Origin of the sequence: Alienimonas sp. DA493 (assembly GCF_043951915.1) — a bacterium.
In the GTDB taxonomy this organism is placed as follows: domain Bacteria; phylum Planctomycetota; class Planctomycetia; order Planctomycetales; family Planctomycetaceae; genus Alienimonas.
In genome coordinates, this window is record NZ_JBINJD010000075.1 from 1 (window position 1) to 23,415 (window position 23,415).

Consider the following 23,415-nt stretch of genomic DNA (forward strand, 5'->3'; position numbering starts at 1 on the left):
CGGCGGCGTCCCACAGTTGGCCGAACAGGTTCGCCCCCCCGTCGCCGCCGGGTACGCCGGCGGCGGGCGTCGCCTCGACCACCACCCAGCCGCGGGCCGGATCCCACGCCTCGCACCAGGCGTGGGCGTCTTCGTTCCGGGCGAGCCAGTAGCCGCCGACCGGATTCGACTCCGCCACGACGAACCCGGTGGCGTAGCGGGCCGGCACCCCCCGCATCCGCAGCAGCAGGACCGCGGCGGTGGCGAAGTACTCGCAGTGGGCCGCGGGGCGCCGCACCAGGAACTCCCGCAGCGGGTTTCCCGAACTGCCGATCGCGGCGCCGAGGCGGTACTCGTGGTGTTTGCGGAAGTACTCTTCCACGGCGGCGATGTCCCCGGCCGTCGACCGGCTCCCGGCGAAGGCCCGGTCGGCGACGGCCCGCACGGCCGGGTCGTCGGCCAGCAGCGGGGGGACGGCCGTCAGCCGGTCGTCCGCGGGGTCCACCGGGACCGCGATCCGCTTCCAGACCGGCAGGGCCTCGGGGCCGTCCGGGACGTCGGGGGCGGGGGTTTTCGTCGCCGTGTAGTGCGGCTGGGCGGCGGAGGTGGTGAGGGTCAGGCCGTACTCGTCGGCGTCGAGGATCAACTCCGGCCCGAGGAACCGCACGGTGTTCGGCGGGACGAAGACCGTCCCGCGGAAGTCCTGGGCCGGCCAGACCTCCACCCCGCCCCAGCCCGGCGCCGCGGACGGATCGCCCCCCGCGGCGACGAACGGCGCCCCTTCGTCCGGCAATTCCCCGCCGGTCGGCGGGGGGCGGGTGAAGTCGAACAGGAAGCGGTCCGCCGACTCGCCCAGCGGTCGCCCGCGGCGGGGCAGCGGGGCGGCCGTCCCCTCGGCGGCCCGCGTCCGGGCTTCCTCCTCCCCGCCGACCCAGCGGGTGCCGTCGGAGGTCGCGGAGAGCGTGTAGTAGGCCCGGCCGCGGAGATAGCCGGGCTGCGTCGCGGCGTAGCACCGCAGGGCGACGCTGCGGGAGGCGAACTCCTGCCGCTCCCGCACGTCGCCCAGCCGGGCCTCCCCGCCGAAGCCGGTGGACACCGTCAGCGGCTCCGGCTGGAGGAACCGGCGGACGACCTGGTCCATCGTGCGTTCGTATCGCCGCAGGGTGAGGCTCGCCCCCCACGTGAACCCCGCCACCGCGACGACCACCGCCAGCAGGGCCGCCCGCCGGGGCCACTGGCCGCGAGCCGCGGGACCGGACCGGCCGCCAGGACCGCGACGCAGCAGGCCGAGGCCGCCCGCGGGGTTGCCGGCGCTGAAGTAGATCCCGCACAGCAGGGCGAACAGCACCGCGGCGATCAGAAACCCGGCGCGTTCGGCGTCCGAGGCCCGGATATCGCCGGCGCTCAGCAACACCGCCACCCCGGCGGCGGGCAGCCCGGCGGGCAGCGTCGGCGTGCCGCGGCGGTCGGTTCCCCAGTCGAGGAACAGGCAAACCGCCTGCCCGGCCAGCGCCCACTGGCCGAGGGCGTGTCCCAACGCCCCAATCGCCGGATCCATGTCCGCCTCCGGCCGGTAGTGCGGCAGGACGCGCCAGAGGGCGAGGCAGGCGGCGCCGATCCCGCCGCAGATCAGCAGGAACCGAGCCCGGGAGATCTGCGCCCGCTCCCGCGGCAGCGCCCCCAGCACGGCGGCGATCGCCACGCCCGCCGGCAACAGCAGGGTGCGGCTGAGCGCCGCGAACAGCGCCGCCTGCAACAGGATCATCGCCGCCAGCACGACCCGCCGCGGCCCCGGCGGCGGGGGGGAGGAGGCGGGGGGAGTTGAACCGTGGTCGCTCATCCGAGCCTCCCGGGCGTGGAGAGCGCCGTCCGTCCGCCGGCGCCCAACCGGGCCACCAACGCCCCCCGCGGAGCGTCGTCCGCGGCGATCAGGGCGACGGCGGCGACCTGCTCCAATCCGGTCCACAGCTCCGGCCCGGCGAAGGGATCGCTCTGCGGGTCCGCGGGTTCGACGACGGCCAACGCGTCCAGCGCCGTCTCCAGCGCCGCCCGGTCGGTTCCGCCGCGGAAGCGATGCACGTCCGCCCCGGCGGCGAACAGGGCGAGGTCCCCGCCGTTCCGTCCCACCGCCTCGCAGACCGCCGCGGCCCGGCTCACGGCCGCCTCAAACCGCTCCGGGGAGGCGTCCGCCGGAACGCGGGGGTCGAACACCACGGCCACGCCGGCGGGACTTTCCTCCCGGTACTGCCGCACGACCGGCCGGCCGGTGCGGGCCCAGGCGCGGGCGTCCAGCCGCACGCCGAGTTCCCCCGGCAGCAGGTCGCGGTTGCCGAGGTACTCGGCGCTGTGGCCCTCCCGCTGCCCGGAGTCTCCCGCCCCGCCGCCGCGACCGCCGCCGGCCGGCAGGGGGAGCCGGTCGAGCCGTTCGAACCGCGGCCGCACCAGCAGCGAGCCGACCGCGTGCCCCGCCCGCCCCCCGCCGCGGCCGATGTGAAAGGGGAAGGTGCTCCAGGCCCGCAGCGGGGGGAGTTCGTACCGGCCCCGCCGCCGCGGCCGCAGGGTGAAGACCGCCTCCGCGGTTCCCTTCCCCGGCAGGTAGGGCACGGCGACGACCTCCGGCGTGGGGGCGAACTGCTCCGGCAGGTCGTAGAACCCCACGCAGACGTCGAACGCCGGCACCCGGCGGCGGTTCGTCAGCGTCGCCCGGCCGACGACCGGCGAGCCGGCGGTGGCCCGCTCCGGCAGGAGCACGTCCATCGTCACCTTCGGCCGCAACAGCGAACAGGCCCCGCTGGCGACCGCCAGCAGCATGACGAGCGCGCAAAACGCCTGATAAAGCGGCATCTGCACGCTGACGGTGCCGAGGCCCGACAGGGCGATGCACCAGACGAGGGCCTTGCCGCAGACCGTCAGTTCGTTCCGCCACTGCCGCTGAAAGTAGTCGTAAACGACCTTCGGCAGGCGGAGGAGGGCGAGCATCGCGGGGGAGTGTACGGTGCGGCGGGCGGCGGGCGCTCAGCGGACGAACGGGCCGGCGAATCACGCGTCGCCGAAGACGCGAAGGGCCGCGGCGAGCCCCCACCCCGCGGCCGCCAGCGGGAGCAGGACGGCGAACACTTTGCCGGTCTGCCACACGGCCCCCCGCCAAGGTTCGGCCTCCCAGACCGGCCAGCCCCACGTCACCCGCCGGTCAGACGCGTCGGCGAGCAGCAGCAGGCAGATCGCCGGCGCCGCCCCAAGCGTGCCCGGTACGATCGGCCCCAGCACCCACGCGAGCGGATCGCCGAACCCCGAGAAATCGTCGGCGAAGAACAGGAGGAAGCAAGCCCCGGCGAGCGTCTGCCAAACAAAGATCGTCTGCAATGCCCCTTGTTCGTGGGGTTCGAGCCGATCCAAACGCCGCCGCAACCGGCCGATTACTCGGCGGAGTTCGTTCACGCCGGCACCGGGACGGCGGCGATCGCCTCTCGCAGCACGTCGGCCTTCTTCGTGCCGCTGAACTTCGCCTCGCCGGACAGCATGCAGCGGTGGGCCAGCACCGGGGCGGCGACCCGCTGCACGTCGTCCGGGCGGACGAAGTCGCGGCCGGCGAGGTACGCGGCGGCCTGGGCGGCCCGGAACAGCATCAGCGAACCGCGGGGGCTGGCGCCCAGGTCCAGCCGCTTCTCCTGGCGCGTGCGGCGGCAGACCTCCACCACGTACTCGGCGACGGGCCGCTCCACGAAGACCGACCGCACGGCGGCCTGCATCTTCAGTAAGTCTTCGCCGGTCAGCACCGGTTCGACCGTCTCCAGCGGGTGCACGCGGGCCTGGTCGAACAGCATGTCAACCTCCGCCTCGGCGGCCGGGTAGTCCAGCGTGAGGCGGACGAGGAACCGGTCCAATTGGGCCTCCGGCAGCGGGAAGGTGCCGTGGAAGTCGGCCGGGTTCTGCGTCGCCAGCACGAAGAACGGGGCCGGCAGCGGGCGGACGTTCCCCTCGACGGTCGCCTGCCCCTCGGCCATTGCCTCCAGCAGGGCGGATTGGGTGCGGGGGCTGGCCCGGTTGATCTCGTCGGCCAGCAGCACGTTGCAGAAGATCGGCCCGGGGCGGAACGTGAGCGAGCCGTCCGCCGGGTTAAACACGTTCCCGCCGAGGATGTCCGCCGGCAGCAGGTCCGGGGTGAACTGGACCCGGTGGAAGTCCAGCGAGAGGCTTTTGGCGAGGGCCTTGGCGAGGGTTGTTTTGCCGACGCCCGGGACGTCCTCCATCAGCACGCTGCCGCCGGCCAGCAGGGCGGTGAGCAGTAGGTCGATCGCCTCCGGCTTGCCGAGGATCACCCCGGCCAGATTCGCCCGCAGCCGCTCGATCTGCGGCCGGCGGGCCGGGGCGGTGAAGTCGGAGACCTGACCGTTCGTGCGGTGCGGCGGGGCGGCGGTCGCGTCAGTCACGCTCGGAGTCTAGGTAATGGGTGACGAAAGCGAAGCCACCGCCACCTGAACTCCGCCCGGGATCGATCGTGCCCGCCGATCCTCCGAAGCACGCCGACCGAGACCACATCGCGGGGGCGCTGTTCGGCGGCCCGACCGGTTGGGCCACCGCGACGGCGGCCCTGCATTGGCAGGACCTGCTGGCCGGCGAGTGGGGACGGGATTCCTTTGAGGGACTGCTCGCCGCGGCGTTGCCCGCAGGGCTGATCGCGGGAGCGGCGGGGGCGACGGCGCTGGAGCGGTTCGCCGCCCGCCGGCTGGCCCCGTGGCCCTCGCTGGCGGTTTCCTTCGGGGGCGCTTTGGCGGGCGGGGCGCTCGCGGCGCCGGCGGCGCTGGGTGCCGTCCGCCTGCTCGTTTGGGCGGGCCATGGCTGGCTCGTCGGCTAAATCCCCCGCCGGCCTATACTGCCCGCGTGCCCTCCCCCGCCCCGAACCGCCGCGCGTTCCTCACCGGCGTCGCCGCCCGCGACGCGGCCGTCGACGCGCTGGCGGACGCCGTGGCCGGCGACGAAGACGCCGCCCCGCCCCCGCCGGCAGCCGGGGACAGCGTCCGCGTCGCCCAGCGGTCGATGGCCTGCGAGTTCGCCTGCGCCCTGAACCCCGGCGACCGCAGCGCCGTGATGCACGCTGGCGACGCCCTGGCGATCGTGCACGAACTGGAGGGGCAACTCTCCATCTACCGGCCGGACAGCGAAGTCAGCCGCCTGAACGACGCGGGGGCCGCGAACGACGTGGAGCCGGGGCTGTTCGGCCTGCTGACCCGGGCGAAAGAGTTGGCCGAACGCACCGACGGGGCGTTCACCCCGCTGGCCGGGTCGCTGGTGGCGGCGTGGCGGGCGGCCCGGGCGGAGAACCGCATCCTCGACGAGGCCGAGGCCGCCCGGGAGGCGGAGCACTGCGGGGCGGAAAATCTGACGCTCGACTCAGAAACCCGCTCCGTGCGGATCGGGGAGGGCGCGCGGATCGACCTCGGCGGCATCGGCAAGGGGTACGCGCTGGATCGGGCGGCGGCGCATCTGATCGAACAGGAGATCCCCGCCTTCCTGTTGCACGGCGGCCGCAGCAGCGTGCTGGCCTGGGGGCCGCACCACGGTTCGGAGGGCTGGCCGGTCGGGCTGGGGGACCCGCACCGCACGACCCGGCGGCTGGGGACGGTCGTGTTGCAGGACCGGGCGATGGCGACGAGCGGCTCGAACGTGCAGTTCTACCGGCACCGGGGACGGCGGCTGGGGCACCTGCTCGACCCCCGCACCGGCTGGCCGGCGGATCCCGATCGACCGGGAGGGCTGTTGAGCGTCGTCGCTTTTGCAGAATCCGCCGAAGCGGCCGACGCCCTCGCGACCGCGCTGTTTGTGCTCGGCTTGCCGGCGGCGACAGCGTTCCTTGATGCGAACCCGGCGTTCGGGGGTATACTGGTGGCTCCCCCCAAGGGCGGGCAGCTCCCGGTCACGATCCGCAATGTCGATCCGGGTTCTTTGTTTCTCGACCCGGCCGCCGTCCTGCGCGTGGACTGACCCGTGATCTCCGTGAACCCAGACCGTCACCCCGCCCCGTCCGCCCCCGGGGATCGCCCCGTGGCGGATCCCCGCCGCATCGCCGTAATCGCCTGCGTGCTGCTGGTCACGCTGCGGCTGTTCATCGGCTGGCAACTGGCCTACGAGGGCTTCTGGAAGGTCGCCACCCTCGACACGACCACGCCCTGGACCAGCGAGGGCTACCTGAAGAACGCGCAGGGTCCCTTCCGCGACTTCTTCCGCGGCATGACCGGCGACCCGGACGACCTCGGCTGGCTGGACTACGACGCCGTCAACGCCCGCTGGAACGACCGCTACCGCCGGTTCGTCTCCTTCTACGACCTCTCCGACGCTCAGAAGCGCCGGCTCGACGAACTATTCGTCGGCCCCGCGGACTTCCGGGCCGAGGTGGAGGAGTTCCCCGAGGGGGTCGAGGTGCCGAAAGAGCTGGCCGACTTCGTCGAGTTCAACCCGCAGACCCAGCGGATCATCGTCGACGGCCGCCGGCACCTCACGCTGGACGAAAAGAAAAAACTGCTCGCGTTGGTCGGGGAGTACCTGGACGAGGACGGCGTGCTGATCGAGCCGCCGGAGAAGAACGACGCCGAGAACTACACCAACTGGGAACTCGCCAAGAAGTACACGGAGGCGATCGAGCGGGTCTACCAGCGGGCCACGAACCTCAGCTACCGGGAGCGGCTGGACGTCGCCACCCGCATCGACCCGGACGCCCCCCGCGTGGTGTTCGGGGGGTTCAAGGGCACCATCGGCGACGACTACACCCCGATCGACAGCTACTACAGCACGCTGCTGGCCGAGTACGAGAAGGCTCGGGCCGAGGCCGAGACCGATTACCAGCGGGAGCACGCCGAGACCCTCTACGGCGAGATTCAGGAGCTGAAAAGCGCCCTCGTGAACCCGGTCAAGGCGCTGGACGCCCAGCTGACCGACGACATGTACAACCTGCTCACGCCGGAGCAGCGGGCCAAGGGCGCCATTCCGCAGCGGTGGGACACGGTCCGCGTCGCGGACACGCTGACGATCACCGGCCTGTGCACGCTGGGCACCCTGTTGCTGATCGGCTTCCTGACCCGCTTCGCCGCCGTGATGGCGGGGATCATGGTGTTCGGCTTCTACCTCGCCTGGCCGCCGTGGCCGGGGGTGATCGAGGCCCCGGGGCCGGATCACGCCCTGGTGGTCAACAAGAACCTGATCGAGGTGATGGCGCTGTTCGCACTGGCCGCCCTGCCGACCGGCCGCTGGTTCGGCGTCGACGGGCTGCTGTACGGCCTGTGGAACCGCTGGCGCGGCCGCCGGGAGCGGGCCGCCGCGGCGAACGCCGCCCCCGCGTCCGCGTCGACCGTCGCGGACAAAACCGAGACCGCCGCCGAGGCCCCGCCGGCCGCCTCCCGCGACACCTATTCCGTCTCCCGCACCTGACCTCTCGTCCGCTCCACGCCGCGGCGTTCGCGCCGCCGCGTGAACGTCGCCCCGCGAAAACGGTTCCATCAAGTGCGACCGATTTCGCGTAGAATCCCCGTACGCCCCGCCCTCCCGCACGCCCCGCCTCCCAACGAGCCGTCCCGCCATGCACCTCACCCCCGAACAGGAACAGATCGGCAACGACAACTTCTACGACTCCGTCGGCGAAACCCGGCGTGAGTTCTTCGCCGGCGTCGGCGCCGTCACGGCGGGTCTGGGCGCCGCGTACTTCGGCTACAGCAAGCTGAAAGGCGACCCGGTCAAGGTCGGGTTCATCGGCACCGGCGACGAGGGCAACATCCTCATCACGGAGCACCCGCCGGAATACATGGACATCGTCGCCGTCGCCGACGCGCGGCCGTCCAACCGCAAGCGTGTCTTCGAGGGCGACGGCAACGAGCACCGCGTCGGCCTGCGGAAGAAGCTCGGCGCCGAGGCCGCCGCGAAGATCAAAGTTTACGAGAGCGCCGACGAGCTGCTCGCCGACGACGAGATCGAAGCCGTCGTCATCGCCGTGCCGCTGAACATGCACGCCCCGCTGGCGATCCAGGCTCTGGAAGCCGGCAAGCACGTGCTTTGCGAAAAGCTGATGGCGAAGACCGTCGGCGACTGCAAGGCGATGATCCGGGCCGCCCGCAAGGCGAACAAGCTGCTGGCCGTCGGCCACCAGCGGCACTACTCCGTGCTGTACGACAACGCCAACCACCTCGTGCAGCAGGGCCTGCTGGGCGACATCAAGTACATCCGGGCCCAGTGGCACCGGAACAGCTCCTTCCCCGGCCGCGACGCCTGGCGGAAGCCGAAGAACCGCTGGCCCAAGGCGGACCTCGTCCTCGACGGCAAGACCGAGAAGTACGGCTACGAGGACCTGGACCACCTCATCAACTGGCGCCTGTACGACGAGACCGGCGGCGGCCTGATGGGCGAACTCGGCTCCCACCAGATGGACGCCGCCAGCATCTTCCTCGGCAAGGTGCACCCCGTCGCCGTCTCCGGCTACGGCGGGACGAACTTCTACGGGATCGAAGGCGTCGGCCCGAAGGACAAGTGGGTCGACGACCGCGAGATCTACGACCAGATCTTCACCACCTTCGAGTTCCCCGGGCAGCACTACCACCGCGACAGCGACGACCGCTGCGTCGTCACCTACAGCTCGATCACCACCAACCGCTTCGAGCCCTACGGCGAGCTGGTCTACGGCTCCCGCGGCACGCTCATCATGAAGGCGGAGAAGGAGGCCCTGCTCTACAAAGAAGCCGGTCCGACCGGCGGCGGCGGCCCGGACCAGCGGCTGTGGGTGGTCAACGCCGGCGAGGCCGGCGGCCCGGCCCTCGACAGCTACGAGACCACCGCCCCCTCCGCCGCCGGCAGCGCCGCGGCGAGCACCATGCCGGATAAGATCTCCCGCGGCTACACGGAGGAGATGGAGCACTTCTGCTACATGATCCGCGAGCAGGCCGGCGACTATTACCCCGGCGGCAACCCGGTTCCGCCGTCCGAGGGCGGCCTCCGCTGCAACGGCGAGATCGCCATGGCCGACGCCATCATGGCCCACACCGCCAACATGGCGATGCGGTACGGCATCCGCATCCCCTTCGAGCAAAGCTGGTTCGACTGGCAGAGCGACGAGGTGCCCGAGAAGAGCGTCCCCGAACTCGCCGCCAAGGTGAAGGAGGCGTCCGGCGGCAAGATCGGCGACCCGAACCGCAAGGCCGCCCCCTCCGTGCCGGACGAGATGAAAACGGCCTGACCCGGTGACGTTCCCCCCGTCGACCCCGACCGCCGGGGGCCTGATCGACGGGTGGACGTGGTCCGCCGACTTGCCGACCGCCGCGGGCGTTTTGCTCGCGGCGGTTTGCTGCGCGGGGATCGGCCTGTGGTGGAACCCGCCGCCCGGCGGCCGGGTCCGGCGGACGGCCGTCGCGCTGCTCCGTCTCGCCGCGGCGGCCGTGATCGCCCTGCTGGCCCTCGGGCCGGAGCGCCGCCGTGAGGGCGACCCCGAACCGGTCCCGCTCTCCGTACTGCTGGACGTGTCGGAGAGCATCTCGGACGGCGACGCCGCCCTCGCCCTGCTCCGCCGCTGGGAGGAGGGTCGGCCGCTGTCGGTTCGCCCCTTCGCCGCCGCCCTCGCCCCGCCGGCGCCGTTGGGTGAGTTGAACCCGGCCTACCAGCCCGATGCGCAAGCATCGGCCGCGGGTGGAGCCGCGGCTGGGAAAGACGCACCGCCGGAGCGTGCGCTCCGGGCTGGTACTGACCGGCGGATTGACCGCTCACAGACTGACCCTGCCGCCGCGGTGCGGGCGGCGCTGGGCGAACCGGCGGTGCGGCGGGCCGGGGCGCTGGTCGTGGTCACGGACGGCCGCTCGACGGTCGGCCCGGCGGGGCGGCTCTCCGCCGCCGCGGACGCCGCCCGGGAGGCCGGCGTGCGGTTGCTGGTCGTCGGCGCTGGCGCGCCGGACCCGCTCGGCGCCCCGCGGCTGGCGGCTCTCACCGCGACCCGGCCGCTCGGCCCCGGGGAGCCGGTGGAGATCGCCGCCCGCTGGGCCTTCGCCGACGGTGCCCCCGCCCCGCCCCCGCGGCTGACCGCCACGCTGACGGACCGCACCGACGGCGCCGTCGTCGCCGCCGGACCGGCGACCGTCGAGCCGGGCCCCCCCGACGGGGCTGCGACGTTCGCCGCGACCGTCGTGCCCCCCGCGGCCGGCCCCCGCACCTACGACCTCACCCTGACCGCCCGCGGCGAGCCGTTCCCGGAGGCCGCCGGTTCGCTGACGATCGAGGTCCTCGACGGCACGACCCGCGTCCTGCTCCTCGCCGATCGGCCGCGGCACGAGGTGCGATTCCTCCAGTCCCTGTTGGAGCGGGAGCCGACCGTCGACCTGACCGCCGCCGTCGGCGACGCCCCCCGTCCCCCGGACGGCGAACCGTTCGACGTGCGAATCCTCGTCGGCGAGGAGGAGCCCAACGCCCCCCCCGCCGCGGCCGGCGGGCGGATCGTGGCGACGACGACGCCCGCCGGGCCGCCGCCCGTTCGCCCGCCCACGGAGCCGACGGTGGTCGTGCCCACGGCCGCCGGGCGTCGGCTGGGGCTGTTCGCCGCGGTCCCGCCGCCGCTGTTCCTCGCCCTGCCCGACGCCCCCCCCGACCCCGCCGCCGCCGTGCTGGCGACCGCCGGCGGGGCGCCGCTGGTCACGCTGCGGCGAACGGCCCGGGGGGCTCGGATCACGGTCGCCGCCCCCCAGACCTGGCGCTGGCGGGGCGAGGCGACAGCGGGCCTCGGCGACGACGGCGACGTGCACCGTCGCTTCTGGCTCGCCGCGATCCGCCTCGCCGCGGCGGCCCCGGGGACGACGCCGGCCCTGCGGGTGGAGCCGACGACGATCGAGGCCGGCGGCGTCGCCACGGTCTACGCCGAGGGGACGGGGGCGACGGCGGTGCGGGTCGAGGGGCCGGGCGTGACCCGGTCGCTGCCGCTGGCCGCCGACGGTTCCGCGACGATCGGGAACCTGCCGCCGGGCCGGTTTCGCGTCTTCCCCGTCGGCGGCCAACCCGGCGGGGCGGCCGGGGACGCCGTGGAACTGACCGTGACCGCCCCGCCCGCCGAAGGGGAACGGACCTCGCAGGACCGGGCCGACCTGCTGCGGGCCGCGGAGCGCTCCGGCGGCCGGTTCCTCGCCCTGGCCGACGCCGCCGGCGCCCCGAACTTCCTCCCCCCGCCGCCCCGCACGCCGGCCGCGGCGACGACGGAGCGGCCCGCCGAAGCCGCGTGGCCGGCCCTGCTGATCGCGGGGCTGCTGTGCGGCGAGTGGCTCCTCCGCCGCCGCGGGGGCGGCGTATGATGGCCGTTCCGCGGCCCTTTTCTTCCCCCTGAACCGCCTGCCCCGACTCCCCGTGACGGCGCCCGCCCCGGACCCGCTGGCCGCGTTGGACGCCGCCGGGCGCCGGCTGCGGCGGGCGGCGCTGACCGCCGGGCTGGCGAAGACGGCGGCGGTCGCGGCCCTGGCGACGCTCGCCGTGGCGGCCGCGGACGCGTTCGGCGGGGGATTCGATCCGAAGGAACTGCGGGCCGCCCGCTGGGTCCTCGTCGGGCTGACCGCCGCGGCGGCGCTGCGGTGGCTGGGCGGGCCGCTGCTCCGGCGGCCGGACCGGGCGGCCCTCGCCGCCGCCGCCGACCGGCTCGCCGGGGGCAACGACCGGCTGGCGGCGGCGCTCTCCTCCCCGGCCGCGGCGGCCGGCCCGCTGCGGGAGCGCCTGCTGGGGGCGACGGCGTTCGTGCCCCCCGCCCCGCGCCGCGGCCGACTGCGGGGGGCGGTTGGAGCGTTGCTGCTTTGCGGGGGTCTCATGGGGGCGTGGCTCGTCGCCGACCCGTCCGCCGCCACGGCCGCGGCCGCCCGGCTGACCGGCACGGCGGGGCTGGAACCGCTGCGGTTGGAGGCGGCGGGGCGGCTCGTTCCGCGGGGCCTCTCCGAAATCCCCCTGCCGGCGGGCGCCGAGACGACGCTCCGGGCCGTCGCCCCCGGCGGCCGCTCCACCGGCGTGGTCCGCTGGCGGGTCGCCGGGGCGACGCTCACGCCGATCGCCCCGGACGCCGTCCGCGTGCCGCTCGCCGCGGCCCCCGTCACGGTGGCGGCGTCCGCGGACGGGTTCCGCTCCGCCCTGCTCACCCTCCGGCCGGTCGCCGCGCCGGCGGTGACGGAGTACCGGGTCGTCGTGGAAACGCCGGGCCGGCGGAAAACGACCTTTCGCTCCCCGACGGCCGTGGCGGTCGAACCGACCGACCGGGTGCGGGTCGAGGCGACCGCGGCCCCGCCGGCGGAGGTGCGGCTGCTCACGCCGCCGGGCGGGCCGGAGGTCCAACGAGACGGCGACGGCTGGCGACTCCGCCGTCTGCGGCCCGGCGACTGGCCGGTGGGGGTCGCCGTCGCCCCCCGCGATCGGCCGTTCGTGTCCGCCTCCCCGGATGGAAACGGCGCCTCGCCGCGGCCGCTGTTCACGCTGCGGGTGCGGGAGGACGCCCCGCCGCGGGTCGCGCTGCTCGAACCTCCGAAAGACGCCACCGTCACGCCGGCCGGCACGCTGATCCTCCAGGCGGAGGCCGACGACGACCGCCCCGGACTGCTGGTGGCGTTGTCCGCTCGCGGCGAGGTTCTGCAAACCGCCGAGTCCGGCGAAGCGTCGAAGGTCGCGGCGACCGCGGAGTTCTCCCCCGCGGCGAACCTGCTTCCCGGCGACGCGTTCATCGTGTTCGCCGCCGCGATCGACGCCCGCAACCAGCGGACGAATACGCCGCCGCGGACAGTGCGGGTCGTCTCGCCGGAGGAAAAGCGGGACGAATTGGAGGCGGCCGTTCCCCCGCCCGCCGCCGCGTTGCAAGGGGCCGCCGCGGCCGCCGCGGAGCTGGCGACGCGGATCGCGGAAGGGGCGCCGGTCGACCCGGCGGAGGTCCGGCGGACGTTGGAGCGATTGGAGGCCGACTTCGCCGCCCCGGTGCGGACCGCCGCCGCGGAGGCGGCCCGCAATGCCGTCTCCCCCGGCCCCCGCCTGACCGCCGCGGGCCGGGAAGAGCGGGAGGCCCTGCCGGCGATCGGCGCGGCCGCGGACCGGTTGCGGGCGGCGCTGCGGACCGGAGAGGCCGAGGCGGCCGCGGCGCAGTGGTCGGAACGACTCGCCGCGAGCGCCGGCCGTCTGGCGGACGCCCTCGCCGCGGCGGAGGGGGCCGAGACCGCCGGGGCGCTGCGGGAGGAACAGCGCGGCCTGACCGACCGCACCGCCGCCGCCGCCCGTGACGGCGGGGGGGACGCCGCCGGCCTCGCCGAGGAGCAACGCGAAATTGCCGACGCCTTGGGAGCGCTCCGTGACGGCCCGGCGGCGGAGGCGCTGCGGACCGCGGCCCGGGAACTGTCAGCGGGGCGGCTCGCCGACGCCGTCGCCCGGCAGCGGGAGGCCCTCGCCCGCTGGGAGGAGGCCGCCGGCGCCGCGGGGTCTCCCGCCGATCCGTCGGAGCGGGGCGAGGCCTTGTCGGCCCTCGCCGCCCGGCAGCGGGCCGCGGCGACGGGACTGCGGGCGGTGGCGGACGAAGGTCTGACCGGCCGCCGGGCCCTGCGGGCGTTGCGGGAGGTGGGCGAGGAGGAGACGGCGGTGGCGGACGCCCTCGCCGCCTTCGCCCCGACCGCCGACGCCGTGACCGCCGCCGCCGCGGGCGCCTCCGCGGCGGAGGCCCGGACTGTGGCGGAGGGCGTGGAGGCCCGCCGCGACGCCGCCGAGTTGCTCCCCCTCGCCGAGCGGGCCGCGGCCCGGCTGGAGGCGCTGGCCGGTTCGCCGGACGGTTCCTCCCAGGACGACTCCCCCCCGGACGGCGCCGAGGAAGAGACGCCGCAGGACGAAGCCGCCGAGGGGATCGACGCCGCGGCCCTCGCCCGCTGGCAACGGTTCCTGCGGGAGCGGACGCTCGGCGACGCCCCGGACCTGCCGGCGCTGGCGGCGGAGCAGCGGGCCCTCGCCGCGGCGCTGCCGGCGGAGGCGCCGGCGGCCGAGCCGGCGACGGAGGCGGCGGCCCGGCTGGCCGACGGGGCCCCCGCCGCCGCCGCGGAGCGGCAACAGGCGGCTCTGGACCTGTTGGCAGAGCGGGGGGCGGCGGCGTTGTCGGCCGCGTCGACGCCGGAACCGAGTCCCGGACCGCCGCCCGCATCGCCGACGGGGCCGGAGCCGGGTACACTGCCGGACGCGGGCACGGAGGACGCCGCCGCCCCCGGCGTCGCGGGGGGCGGTGCGGGCGCGGGCGGTTCGTCCGGGACCGGCGGGGCGTCCGGTCTCGTCGTCGACGGGACGCACGTCCCCTGGGGTCGCCTGCCGGCCCGGCTGCGGGAGCGGTTGAAGGACGCCGCGGACGCCCCCGCCGCCCCGGGCTTCGCGGAGCTCACCGCCCGCTACCGGGCCCGCCTCGGCGAGGCGGCCGATTCGCCGCCCTCCCCCCCGCCTGCTTCCCCGTCCGCTTCCCCCCCGTCGAACGCTCTCCCGTGACCGCCCCGTCCCGCCCCGCCGACCCCCGCGCCGGCTCCCCGGACGACGGGTCGCCCCCTGTCTCGCCGAACCAAGGCTCGCCCAACGAACCGGTTCCGCCGCCGGTCGTGCCGGCCCCGCCCACGCCGGGGCCGCCGCAGGCCGAGGAGGAGGGCGTCCGGCTGCAACGCTATCTCGCCGCCGCGGGCTACGGCGCCCGGCGGGAGTGCGAGGAACTGATCACCGCCGGCCGGGTGACGATCGACGACGAGGTCGTCACCGAACTGGGCACCAAGGTCGTGCCCGGCGAGCAGGAGGTCCGCGTGGACGGGGAGCGGGCGAAGGTCGCCCCCCGCAAGTACTACCTGCTGAACAAACCGGCCGGCGTGCTGTGCACCAACCGCGACCCGCACGGCCGGCCGCGGGCCGTCGACCTGGTGGAGGCCGGCGACACCCGGCTGTTCACCGTCGGCCGGCTCGACGAACACAGCCGCGGCCTGCTGATCGTCACCAACGACGGCGAGCTGACCCAGAAGCTGGCCCACCCGCGGAACCGCGTCATCCGCAAGTACCGGTTGCAGGTCGCCGGCGTGCCGAAGCCGGAGACGTTCCGCAAGCTCCGGCAGGGTCTGCACTTCGAGGAAGGATTGTTCCGGCTTAACACCGCCAAGAAGCTCAAGACGCACGGCAGCAGCGCCACGGTCGAGGTGGAGCTCGCCCAGGGCCGCAACCGCGAAATCCGCCGGCTGTTCGCTCGGGTGGGGCACAAGGTGATGCAGCTTGAACGGGTGCAGTTCGGCCCGCTGAAACTGGGCGATCTGGCCCCCGGCAAGTTCCGCCCGCTGACCCGCGAGGAGGTGCGGGCGCTTCAGAACCTCAAGCCGGAGGACGCCGACCGGGCTCCCCACGCGCTCGGCCGCCGGGCGAAGGGCCGCCGGCCGGGCAATCAGCCGCCCAAAGGCTTCGGCGGCAAGGGCGGCGGGAACCGCGGGCGGGGCGGCTACGGCCCGCCGGGCAAGAAGGGCAAAGGCGGCGTCCGCGGCGGCGCCCGTCCCAGCGGCCGGGGGCGTCGATGAGCGGCCCCGCCGTGCTCCCCCACGCCGACGCGGTGCAGACGACCGCGACCGTCGCCGCACAGAAACAGATCGCGAAGGGCACCTTCCGGCTATCGCTGAACTGCCCGACGATCGCCGGCCGGATCGAGCCGGGGCAGTTCCTCATGCTCCGGCTGCCCGGCCGCGACGACCCGCTGCTGGGCCGGCCGTTCGCCCTGTACGACGTGGCCGACGACGGGGCGTCGTTCTCCATCGGGTACGTCGTGATCGGCAAGATGACCCGGCTGATGGCGGAGCTGACGGCCGGCGAGACGGTCGAACTGTGGGGCCCGCTGGGCCACGGCTTTCCGGAACCGGACGCCTCGGGCGCCGGGCCGACGCTGATGGTCGCCGGCGGCATCGGGCAGACGCCGTTCCTCGCGGCGGGACGGGAGATCCTCGGCGCCGCGGCATACGGCGACCGCGGCCGGTTCGCTCCGCCGGCTCACCCGCCGGAACTGCTGTACGGGGCCCGCTCGGCGGAGTACGTCGCCGACGTGCCGCGGTTCGAGGCGGCCGGCATTCCGGTGTCGGTCGCCACGGACGACGGCTCCCTCGGCCGCCACGGCTTCGTCACGGAACTGCTCGCAGAACGATTGGCCGGCGAAAGGAAGCCGGCCCGCGTGCTGACCTGCGGGCCGGAGCCGATGATGAAGGCCGTCGCGAAGCTCTGCGCCGCGGCCGGCGTGCCCTGCTGGGCCAGCCTGGAGAGCCCGATGGCCTGCGGCTTCGGGGCCTGCTTCAGTTGCGTGGTGAAAGTGCGGGACGACCGCTCCGCCGACGGCTGGGACTACCGCCGCAGCTGCCTGGAGGGCCCGGTGTTCCCCGCGGAGACCCTCACCTTCGACTGACCGCCCGCGCAACCCGGCCCCCCCGGGACGGCCGGTGGCGCTCGAAGCGGCCGGCGGTTTGCGAATCGTCCCCCGATCGCGTCACACTGCCGGCCTTCGCCCCCTTCCTTCCCGGATTGTCGATTCCATGAAATCGCTCGCTCTCTGCCTCGCCCTCTGCGCCGCCGCCCCGGAACCTCAAGCGGAGAACGCGGACGGCTGGGTCTCCATGTTCGACGGCAAAACGCTGGACGGCTGGAAAATTAACGAGCGTCCCGACGCCTGGAAGGTGGAAGACGGCGCCATCGTCGTGAACGGCAACGTCTCCCACCTGTTCCACGAAAAAGAGTTGACCGACTTCGCCTTCGAGTGCGAAGTGAAGACCACCCCGGGCAGCAACTCCGGCATCTTCATCTGCACGAAGTACCAGGACTCCGGCTGGCCGGCCCAGGGTTATGAGGTGCAGGTGAACGTGTCCCACGGCGACCCGGTGAAGTCCGGCTCGTTGTACAACACGGTGAAAATCTTCGACCCGCCCGTGAAGGACAACGAGTGGTACAAGCAGAGCGTTGTCAAAAAGGGCAACAAGGTGACCGTCTCGATCAACGACAAGGTGCTGTACGAGTTCGACGAGCCGCCCGGCGTCTCGATCCCCCGCAAGCTGGGCAAGGGCGTGATCGCCCTGCAGGCCCACGACCCGGGCAGCAAGGTTTACTTTCGCAATCTGAAGTACAAGGACCTCTCCGGTGAGTGACGGAACCAGCCCCGGCCGGTCGATCGGCAAACGATGCGTCGTGCTGTCGATCCCGGGCCTGCGCGAGCGGGACCTGCCGGGAATGCCGCGGCTGCTCGCCCTGATGGAGGCGGGCGTCACGGTGCCCCTGGAGCCGGAGTTCCCGGCGGTCACCTGCCCGGTACACGCCGCCATGACGACCGGGGCGAAGCCTTGCGAGCACGGCGTGATCGCCAACGGGTTCTACTGGCGTGAGGGCACGGACGTGCCGGAGCACAGCCGCCCCGGCACGGTCGAGCTGTGGACCGCCTGGGACGCCGCCGTGCAGACCCCGCGGGTGTGGGACCAGCTGCGCGAGGCCGACCCGGCCCTCACTTCCGCCGTTTGGTTCCCGATGCCCGCCAAGGGGGCGAGCGCCGACACGATCTGCACCCCCGCCCCGATCCACAACCCGGACGGCTCCGAATCGCTCTGGTGCTACACCAAGCCGACGGAGCTGTACGGGGAGTTGATGGGGGAACTGGGCCATTTTCCGCTGATGAACTTCTGGGGGCCGCTGTCGGCCGTCACAAGTTCGCAGTGGATCGTGGACTCCGCGGTGCTGGCTCAGAAATCGCACCCCACGCGGTTCGCCTTCGTCTACCTGCCGCACCTCGACTACGCCGCCCAGAAGTTCGGCCCGGACAGCGCCGAGCACGAACGAGCCGTGGGCGAGTTGGACGCGGTCATCGGCAGCTTGGCGAACGGCCTTGAAGAGGCCTTCGCCGGGGACGAGTGCGTCTGGATCGTCGCCGGGGAGTACGCCATCACGCCGGTCAGCGGCCCGGCGTACCCGAACCGGGTTCTGCGGGAGGCCGGGCTGTTCACGCCGGTCGAACAGGACGGGCTGGAGCATTTCGACCCGACCGCGACGCCGGCGTTCGCGGTGTGCGACCACCAGTTGGCCCACGTCTACCTCCGCGACGAGGCGGACGTGGAGCGGGCTGCGGAGGTTCTGCGGGCGACCGACGGCGTCGCCGCGGTGTTCACGGGCGAGGACCGGGGAGAGATCGGCCTCGACTGCTCGCGTGCCGGCGACCTGGTGCTCACCGCGGAACCGGACCGTTGGTTCGCCTATTACTGGTGGACGGACGACGCGAAGGCCCCGCCCTTCGCCCGCACCGTCGACATCCACCGCAAGCCCGGCTACGACCCGGTGGAGATGTTCCTCAAGCCCGGCACCCGCGAGACGCCGCTGGACGCCACGCTGGTGAAGGGCTCCCACGGTCTGACCCGGGCGACCGGCGGCGGCGCCGACACGGACACGGTGCTGCTGATCTCCGACCCCGAGTTGCGGCCCGCCGGCGGACCGGCGACGCACGCGGAGATCCCGGAGCTCGCCCTGCGGGCTCTGGCCCACGTCGACTGACCGACCCTGCGGGTTGCGGGGCGCCGGATCATCCGGCGGGGCGGCGGGCGCCGATCTGTGTCGGCATGCCCGCCCCGCCCCCGGCCGCCGACGCAGCGCCGGACACGGCGCACGACCCGCCGCCGGAGGCCGTGCCGCCGGACGTCGCCCGAGCCCTGGAGGACGGGACGAACCGGGAGCGGCTCGAACTGATCCGCGGCCGCGACGCCCTCTCGGACGCGGCCCACGCCGAACTGCTGACGGCGTGCCGCGGGTGGCGGACGCTGCTGCGGCTCATCTGGCGTCACCCCGACGCCGCGGTGCGGGTCGACGGACTGCGGCTGGTCGCGGACGCCGGCCTGCTGGGCGAGGGGCCGGCGGTGTTGAACGCGCTGTCCGACGAACGCCCGGAGGTGCGGGACGCCGCGGAGGCGGCGGCGGTCGCCCTGGCGGAGGCGGCGGACGCCGCGGCCCGGACCGGCGCCGGCGACGAGCCCGGCCGACGGGCCTTCGTGGCGGCGCTGGCAGCCCACCTGGCCACCGAGGGGCCGCGGGCGGAGGCGGCGGCCGGCTGGCTGGCGATCGCCGCCTCGGCCGGGGACGAGGAGATCGCCTCCGTCTCCGCCGACCCGCTCGCCGGGCCGCGGCTGGAGGCGGCGCTGGAGACGAACGCCCACCCGGGGGCGGTGCGGACGCTGCTCGGCCTGCTCAGTCTGCGGCGGCCGCCGCGCTGCGCGCTGCGGGCGGCGGGGCGGACGGACCCCGGCTTCCTCATCCCACTGCTCAAAACCGTCGCCCGGGCCGGCGCCGGTTCGCTGCCGGGGCTTCCGCCGCTGGACTGGCTCCGCGAACCGGAGGCGATCCTCAACGCCGTCCCCGCCTGCCTGCAAACGGCGATCGAGGAACTGGCCGACCGCGTGTGCGAACCGGGGCGGAGCCGGCGGGCGGTGCGGCTGTGGTTGATCGTCCACGGCGCCGCGGCGGCCCGGCGGGCAGCGGAGCCGGTGCTCCGCGAACTGCCGGCGGACGCCCGCTGGCAAACGCTGACGACGGCCCTCGCCTCGCCGGACGTCGACGTGGTGGCCTGGGCGACGGAACTGTTGGTGGTCCACCGCGTGCCTGGTTGGCCGCGGCGGTTGCTGGCGCTGTCCTCCCACGAGAGCGGCGCCGTGCGGGCCGCCGCCGCCGCCGCCCTCCGCGACGCCGCCGGCGAGACCGCCGGCCGTCCCGGCGCCCCGCGGTTCGCCTCGCCCCGCTTCGCCCGGTCCGCGGGCGGCGGGGCTACATCAGCTCGGCAAGGGCGGGCAACGCGTCGCTGACGCGGTGGATCTTCCCGTCGGCGTCCACGCAGGCCAGCACGGTGCGGCCGGTCGCGATCAGCTGGTCGCCGCGGCGGAGTTCGTAGTCGTGCTCCAGCTTCGCCGGGGTGACGCGGGAGACGGTCGTGGTGAGGGTCAGCAGGTCGTCGTAGCGGGCCGGGCTGCGGTACTTCACGTTCGCCTCGACCACGACGAGGAACCGCCCGGACTTCTCCACGTCCGCATAGCTGCCGCCGTCCTCGCGGAGGGCCTCGGTGCGGCCGATCTCGAAGTAGATCAGGTAGCCGGCGTGGTGCAGCACGCCCATCGCGTCCGTCTCGGCGTAGCGAACGCGGATCTCGGTGGTGTGGGAACGGTTCAAGACCTGATCCGGTGTGAGGAACGCTCGGGGCGACGCACCGCGTCGCCCCGGGTTGGACGCGGAGCGTCCGGCCGCTCTGCGGCCCGTGCGACCCGACGCGGAGCGTCGGGACGAGCGAGTCCGTCGTCAGGAGACCTGCGTGGCCTGGGCGTAGGTGCGGCCGTCGCCGGAGTTGGGGGCGAGCGCCAACTGGTACAGCTTCCGCCCCGTTTCGGTGGGGTAGCGGCGGTCGATACAGGCCTGGCAAAGGCTGTTTCGGGCCATGCGGACCGACTCCGCGATGCTGGCGACCGGCAGATACCGCAGCGAGTCGGCGCCGAGTTCGTCCGCCATCGCCCGTTCGACCTCCGCGTCGAGTTCCCGCGGCGGCTCGCCGGGGCGTTCGAGGTAGCGCGGGGCGAACAGCTCCTGCACGGTGCTCATGTCGATCCCGTAGAAACAGGGGGCGACGATCGGCGGGCAGGCGACCCGCACGTGCACCTCCGCGGCTCGGCCGCGCTCGCGGAGCTGGTCGATCAGCGCCCGCATCGTCGTGCTGCGGACGATCGTGTCCTCCACGAGCAGCACCTTTTTCCCGGCGAGCACCTCCGGCAGCGGGGTGTACTTCAGCCGGGCCTTGTCCGCTCGGTTGCCGCCCTCGATGAAGGTCCGGCCGACGTAGCGGTTCCGCAGCAGCCCCTCCAGGCAGGGCACGCCGAGGCCGTAGGCCATCGCGTCCGCGGCGGCCTTGGCGGTGTCGGGCACGGGGACGACGATCGTGTCGTCGTCCATCAGCAGTTCTTCCTGCCGGGCCAGCGCCTCGCCGAGGTGCTTGCGGACGGAGTAGACGTCGCGGTCGTCCATCTTGCTGGCGACGTTCGCGAAGTAGATCCACTCGAAGAAGCAGTGGGCGGTCTGGCGGTCGTCGTCGGCCGGCGGAGAGGCGAAGCGTTCGATTTCCACCCGGCCCCCGCGGACGCTGACGATCGTGCCCGGCTCGACGTCGCGGATGCTCTCGTGGCGGAAGCCGAGGTTCGCCAGGGCGACGGACTCGCTGGCGACGGCGAACATCCGCCCCTCCCGGGCCCAGCAGAGCGGCCGGATGCCCAGCGGATCGCGGGCGGCGAACATCTCGCCGCGGGCGTTGAGGAACACGACGTTGTAGGCCCCGTCCAGCCGCTCGCCGACGCGTGCCATCAGCTCCGCGGGGGAGCAGTGGGGATCGGCGGAGAGCTCCTTGGAGAAGAGGTGGAGCAGGATCTCGGTGTCGGTCTCCCGGGAGAGGTGCCGATCGCCGGCGGCGAGGATCTCGTCGCGGAGTTCCGTGTAGTTTGCCAGCTGCCCGTTGAAGCCGAACGCGAACCACTTGCGGAGTTCGAGGTGCCGCCGCTCGAACGGCTGGGCGTAGTTCGGGTCCTCCGGGCCGCAGGTGGCGTACCGCACGTGACCGATTGCCGCAGCGCCGGCGTGCTGGTTCATCAGCGCCTGGTACTTCGGCTCCCGATTGAGCCGGAAGACCTCGGTCACGCTGCCGACGCCCCGCAACGTGGAGAGTACCTCCGGGCGGTTCGGGTCGAAGGAGGTCATCCCCGCGGCGAGCTGGCCGCGGTTCTGGATGTCCAGCAGCACCCGGGGGATCAGCCGACTGGTCTGATCCGGGCGGGGGATTTTGGCGACGCGCGGCGCCAGCGGACTGGGCGCCGGGTCGCCGGCGCGGTGCCAGTCCGCGGGATCCTCGCCGGATTCGGGCTCCGGGGGGAGGTGATAGACCGCGGCGAGGCCGCACTCGTGATGCAGTTCCGCCATGGGGGGGATCCGCCCGAGGCGGGTCTGAAGTAAGAAGGCGCGGGAGCCGGCGGGCCGGACGCTATTCTACCGCCCGCGGACCGATCGGTCATCCGCCCTCGGCCGGCCGACCCGCGTCCGTTCGTGCAATCCACCTCCGTTCTCCCCGAACCCCGCGTTTCGTCATCGTCCAACCGTTCGCCCCGCCCGCCGATCGCACCCCGCCGTCCACAGCGGAACCGCACGCCCGGCTCGCCCAGGAGTTCGTCGCCGACGACCTCGAACAGGTGAAACGGACGTTGGTGGTGAAGGTCGGCACCAACGTGCTCAGCGGCCCCGACGGCCGTCCCAACCGGGATCGCATCGCCTCGATCTCCGCCCAGATCGCCCGCGCCCGCACGCCGGAGCGCGGCGTGGTGCTGGTCAGCAGCGGGGCGGTCGGCGCCGGGCTGGACCTGCTGGGCCTGGACCGCCGCCCCTCGGACCTCTCCCACCTGCAGGCCGCCGCCGCCGCCGGCCAGGCGCGGCTGATCCGCTGGTACGACGAGTCGCTCCGCAGCCACGGCCTGCGGGCCGCCCAGATTTTGCTGGGGGCGGACGACTTCCGCGATCGCACCCGCTACCTCAACGCCCGCAACACGCTGGCGACCCTGCGGGAATTCGCCGCAGTCCCGATCGTCAACGAGAACGACACCGTCTCCACCGCGGAGATCTCGCTGGGCGACAACGACCGCCTCGCCGTGATGACCGCCGGGCTGGTGCCGGCCCCGCTGTTGGTCCTGCTGACCAGCGCCCCGGGGCTGTGCGACGGCGACCCGGAACAGGGGGGGAACGTGATCTCCCTGATCGAGCGCTGGGACGACGGGCTGTTCCGCCTGGCCCGCAGCACCGGCACGACGCTGGGCACCGGGGGGATGGCCTCGAAGCTGGAGGCCGTCCGCGACGCGGCGGCGGCCGGCGTGGACACCATCCTCGCCGACGGCCGCGACGACGACGTGATCGACCGCATCGTCGCCGGCAAACCGGTCGGCACCCTGATCCGCGGCGAGCCGGACGCCCCGACCGCCTGGAAGCGCTGGATCGGCTTCACCCTGCTGCCCGCCGGCGAGATCACCGTCGATTACGGCGCCGTCCGGGCGTTGAACGAACGCGGCCGCAGCCTGCTGCCGGCCGGCGTGACGGGGGTGGCCGGCGAGTTCCCCCGCGGCGGCCCGGTGCGGGTGCTCACGCCGGGGGGCGAGGAGTTCGCCCGGGGGCTGTCGAACTATTCCTCCAACGAACTCCGCCGCGTCGCCGGCCGCCGCACCGACGCGATCGCCGAACTGCTCGGCGGGGTGCCGGACGTGACGGTCATCCATCGCGACAACCTCACCCTCACCCGCCCCGCCGCCGGGTGACCCCGGGCGGAGGAACGGACCGATCGGCGGGGGCCGACGGCGCCGGCAGGTTGCGAAACGGCAACGCCGGGAACGCCGCGGCGGGGGC

General features: G+C 74.1%; 18 protein-coding genes. 12 read left to right on the forward strand and 6 right to left on the reverse strand.

Annotation, left to right across the window (positions count from 1 at the left end; all coding sequences use genetic code 11):
* The 4 genes from ACG2DA_RS12690 to ACG2DA_RS12705 form a co-directional block, all read right to left on the reverse strand.
* On the reverse strand, nucleotides 1–1,819 hold a 1,819-nt coding region (locus tag ACG2DA_RS12690), incomplete at its 3' end, for a transglutaminase family protein (protein WP_395256073.1).
* The gene (locus ACG2DA_RS12695; protein ID WP_395256074.1) at nucleotides 1,816–2,958 is read right to left on the reverse strand and encodes a DUF58 domain-containing protein; all 1,143 of its coding nucleotides are present in this window, start codon (nucleotides 2,956–2,958) and stop codon (nucleotides 1,816–1,818) included. The genes ACG2DA_RS12695 and ACG2DA_RS12690, both read right to left, overlap by 4 nt.
* Before the next feature lie 60 nt (nucleotides 2,959–3,018).
* Nucleotides 3,019–3,342, reverse strand: a complete 324-nt coding sequence (locus ACG2DA_RS12700) for a hypothetical protein (protein WP_395256075.1) — start codon at nucleotides 3,340–3,342, stop codon at nucleotides 3,019–3,021.
* Nucleotides 3,343–3,413: 71 nt separating this feature from the next.
* On the reverse strand, nucleotides 3,414–4,328 hold the full coding sequence (locus ACG2DA_RS12705) for an AAA family ATPase (protein WP_395256092.1): 915 nt from the start codon (nucleotides 4,326–4,328) through the stop codon (nucleotides 3,414–3,416).
* 149 nt (nucleotides 4,329–4,477) lie between these two features.
* Here ACG2DA_RS12705 and ACG2DA_RS12710 point away from each other — a divergent pair, with 149 nt between their 5' ends.
* The 11 genes from ACG2DA_RS12710 (at nucleotide 4,478) to ACG2DA_RS12760 (ending at nucleotide 19,805) form a co-directional block, all read left to right on the forward strand.
* Nucleotides 4,478–4,834: a hypothetical protein gene (locus ACG2DA_RS12710; RefSeq protein WP_395256076.1), complete on the forward strand. Its 357-nt coding sequence runs from the start codon at nucleotides 4,478–4,480 to the stop codon at nucleotides 4,832–4,834.
* Between the two features lie 26 nt (nucleotides 4,835–4,860).
* Entirely contained in the window at nucleotides 4,861–5,961 is a 1,101-nt protein-coding gene (locus ACG2DA_RS12715; protein ID WP_395256077.1) for an FAD:protein FMN transferase, read from the forward strand.
* Between the two features lie 60 nt (nucleotides 5,962–6,021).
* On the forward strand, nucleotides 6,022–7,401 hold the full coding sequence (locus ACG2DA_RS12720) for a hypothetical protein (RefSeq protein ID WP_395256078.1): 1,380 nt from the start codon (nucleotides 6,022–6,024) through the stop codon (nucleotides 7,399–7,401).
* Between the two features lie 148 nt (nucleotides 7,402–7,549).
* Complete coding sequence (locus ACG2DA_RS12725) at nucleotides 7,550–9,193, forward strand: Gfo/Idh/MocA family protein (RefSeq protein ID WP_395256080.1); 1,644 nt, start codon at nucleotides 7,550–7,552, stop codon at nucleotides 9,191–9,193.
* Between the two features lie 4 nt (nucleotides 9,194–9,197).
* Nucleotides 9,198–11,282, forward strand: coding sequence for a hypothetical protein (locus ACG2DA_RS12730; protein ID WP_395256081.1), 2,085 nt, complete (start codon nucleotides 9,198–9,200; stop codon nucleotides 11,280–11,282).
* A 52-nt stretch (nucleotides 11,283–11,334) separates the two neighbouring features.
* Nucleotides 11,335–14,463: a hypothetical protein gene (locus ACG2DA_RS12735; RefSeq protein ID WP_395256082.1), complete on the forward strand. Its 3,129-nt coding sequence runs from the start codon at nucleotides 11,335–11,337 to the stop codon at nucleotides 14,461–14,463.
* Nucleotides 14,460–15,518, forward strand: coding sequence for a pseudouridine synthase (locus ACG2DA_RS12740; protein ID WP_395256083.1), 1,059 nt, complete (start codon nucleotides 14,460–14,462; stop codon nucleotides 15,516–15,518). The genes ACG2DA_RS12735 and ACG2DA_RS12740 overlap by 4 nt, the downstream gene beginning before the upstream one ends.
* The gene (locus tag ACG2DA_RS12745) at nucleotides 15,515–16,387 is read left to right on the forward strand and encodes a dihydroorotate dehydrogenase electron transfer subunit (protein ID WP_395256084.1); all 873 of its coding nucleotides are present in this window, start codon (nucleotides 15,515–15,517) and stop codon (nucleotides 16,385–16,387) included. Before ACG2DA_RS12740 ends, ACG2DA_RS12745 begins: the two co-directional genes overlap by 4 nt.
* 127 nt (nucleotides 16,388–16,514) lie before the next feature.
* On the forward strand, nucleotides 16,515–17,120 hold the full coding sequence (locus ACG2DA_RS12750) for a DUF1080 domain-containing protein (RefSeq protein WP_395256086.1): 606 nt from the start codon (nucleotides 16,515–16,517) through the stop codon (nucleotides 17,118–17,120).
* Entirely contained in the window at nucleotides 17,113–18,507 is a 1,395-nt protein-coding gene (locus ACG2DA_RS12755; protein WP_395256087.1) for an alkaline phosphatase family protein, read from the forward strand. Before ACG2DA_RS12750 ends, ACG2DA_RS12755 begins: the two co-directional genes overlap by 8 nt.
* Before the next feature lie 65 nt (nucleotides 18,508–18,572).
* Entirely contained in the window at nucleotides 18,573–19,805 is a 1,233-nt protein-coding gene (locus tag ACG2DA_RS12760; protein ID WP_395256088.1) for a hypothetical protein, read from the forward strand.
* On the opposite strand, the gene ACG2DA_RS12765 is transcribed toward ACG2DA_RS12760, so the two are convergent.
* Entirely contained in the window at nucleotides 19,768–20,166 is a 399-nt protein-coding gene (locus ACG2DA_RS12765) for an acyl-CoA thioesterase (protein ID WP_395256089.1), read from the reverse strand. The genes ACG2DA_RS12760 and ACG2DA_RS12765 overlap by 38 nt on opposite strands.
* A gap of 126 nt (nucleotides 20,167–20,292) precedes the next feature.
* Nucleotides 20,293–21,951 (reverse strand): amidophosphoribosyltransferase, encoded by a 1,659-nt coding sequence (locus ACG2DA_RS12770; protein ID WP_395256090.1) that lies wholly within the window; start codon nucleotides 21,949–21,951, stop codon nucleotides 20,293–20,295.
* A 266-nt stretch (nucleotides 21,952–22,217) separates the two neighbouring features.
* Between ACG2DA_RS12770 and proB the strand changes: the two genes are divergently transcribed.
* Nucleotides 22,218–23,327, forward strand: coding sequence for a glutamate 5-kinase (gene proB, locus ACG2DA_RS12775; protein ID WP_395256091.1), 1,110 nt, complete (start codon nucleotides 22,218–22,220; stop codon nucleotides 23,325–23,327).
* Nucleotides 23,328–23,415: the final 88 nt, after the last annotated feature.

Coding starts and splice junctions, on each gene's coding strand:
- ACG2DA_RS12695 (WP_395256074.1), bottom strand. CDS start 2,958: ATGCTCGCCCTCCTCCGCCTGCCGAAGGTCGTTTACGACTACTTTCAG.
- ACG2DA_RS12725 (WP_395256080.1), top strand. CDS start 7,550: ATGCACCTCACCCCCGAACAGGAACAGATCGGCAACGACAACTTCTAC.
- ACG2DA_RS12745 (WP_395256084.1), top strand. CDS start 15,515: ATGAGCGGCCCCGCCGTGCTCCCCCACGCCGACGCGGTGCAGACGACC.
- ACG2DA_RS12750 (WP_395256086.1), top strand. CDS start 16,515: ATGAAATCGCTCGCTCTCTGCCTCGCCCTCTGCGCCGCCGCCCCGGAA.
- ACG2DA_RS12760 (WP_395256088.1), top strand. CDS start 18,573: ATGCCCGCCCCGCCCCCGGCCGCCGACGCAGCGCCGGACACGGCGCAC.
- ACG2DA_RS12770 (WP_395256090.1), bottom strand. CDS start 21,951: ATGGCGGAACTGCATCACGAGTGCGGCCTCGCCGCGGTCTATCACCTC.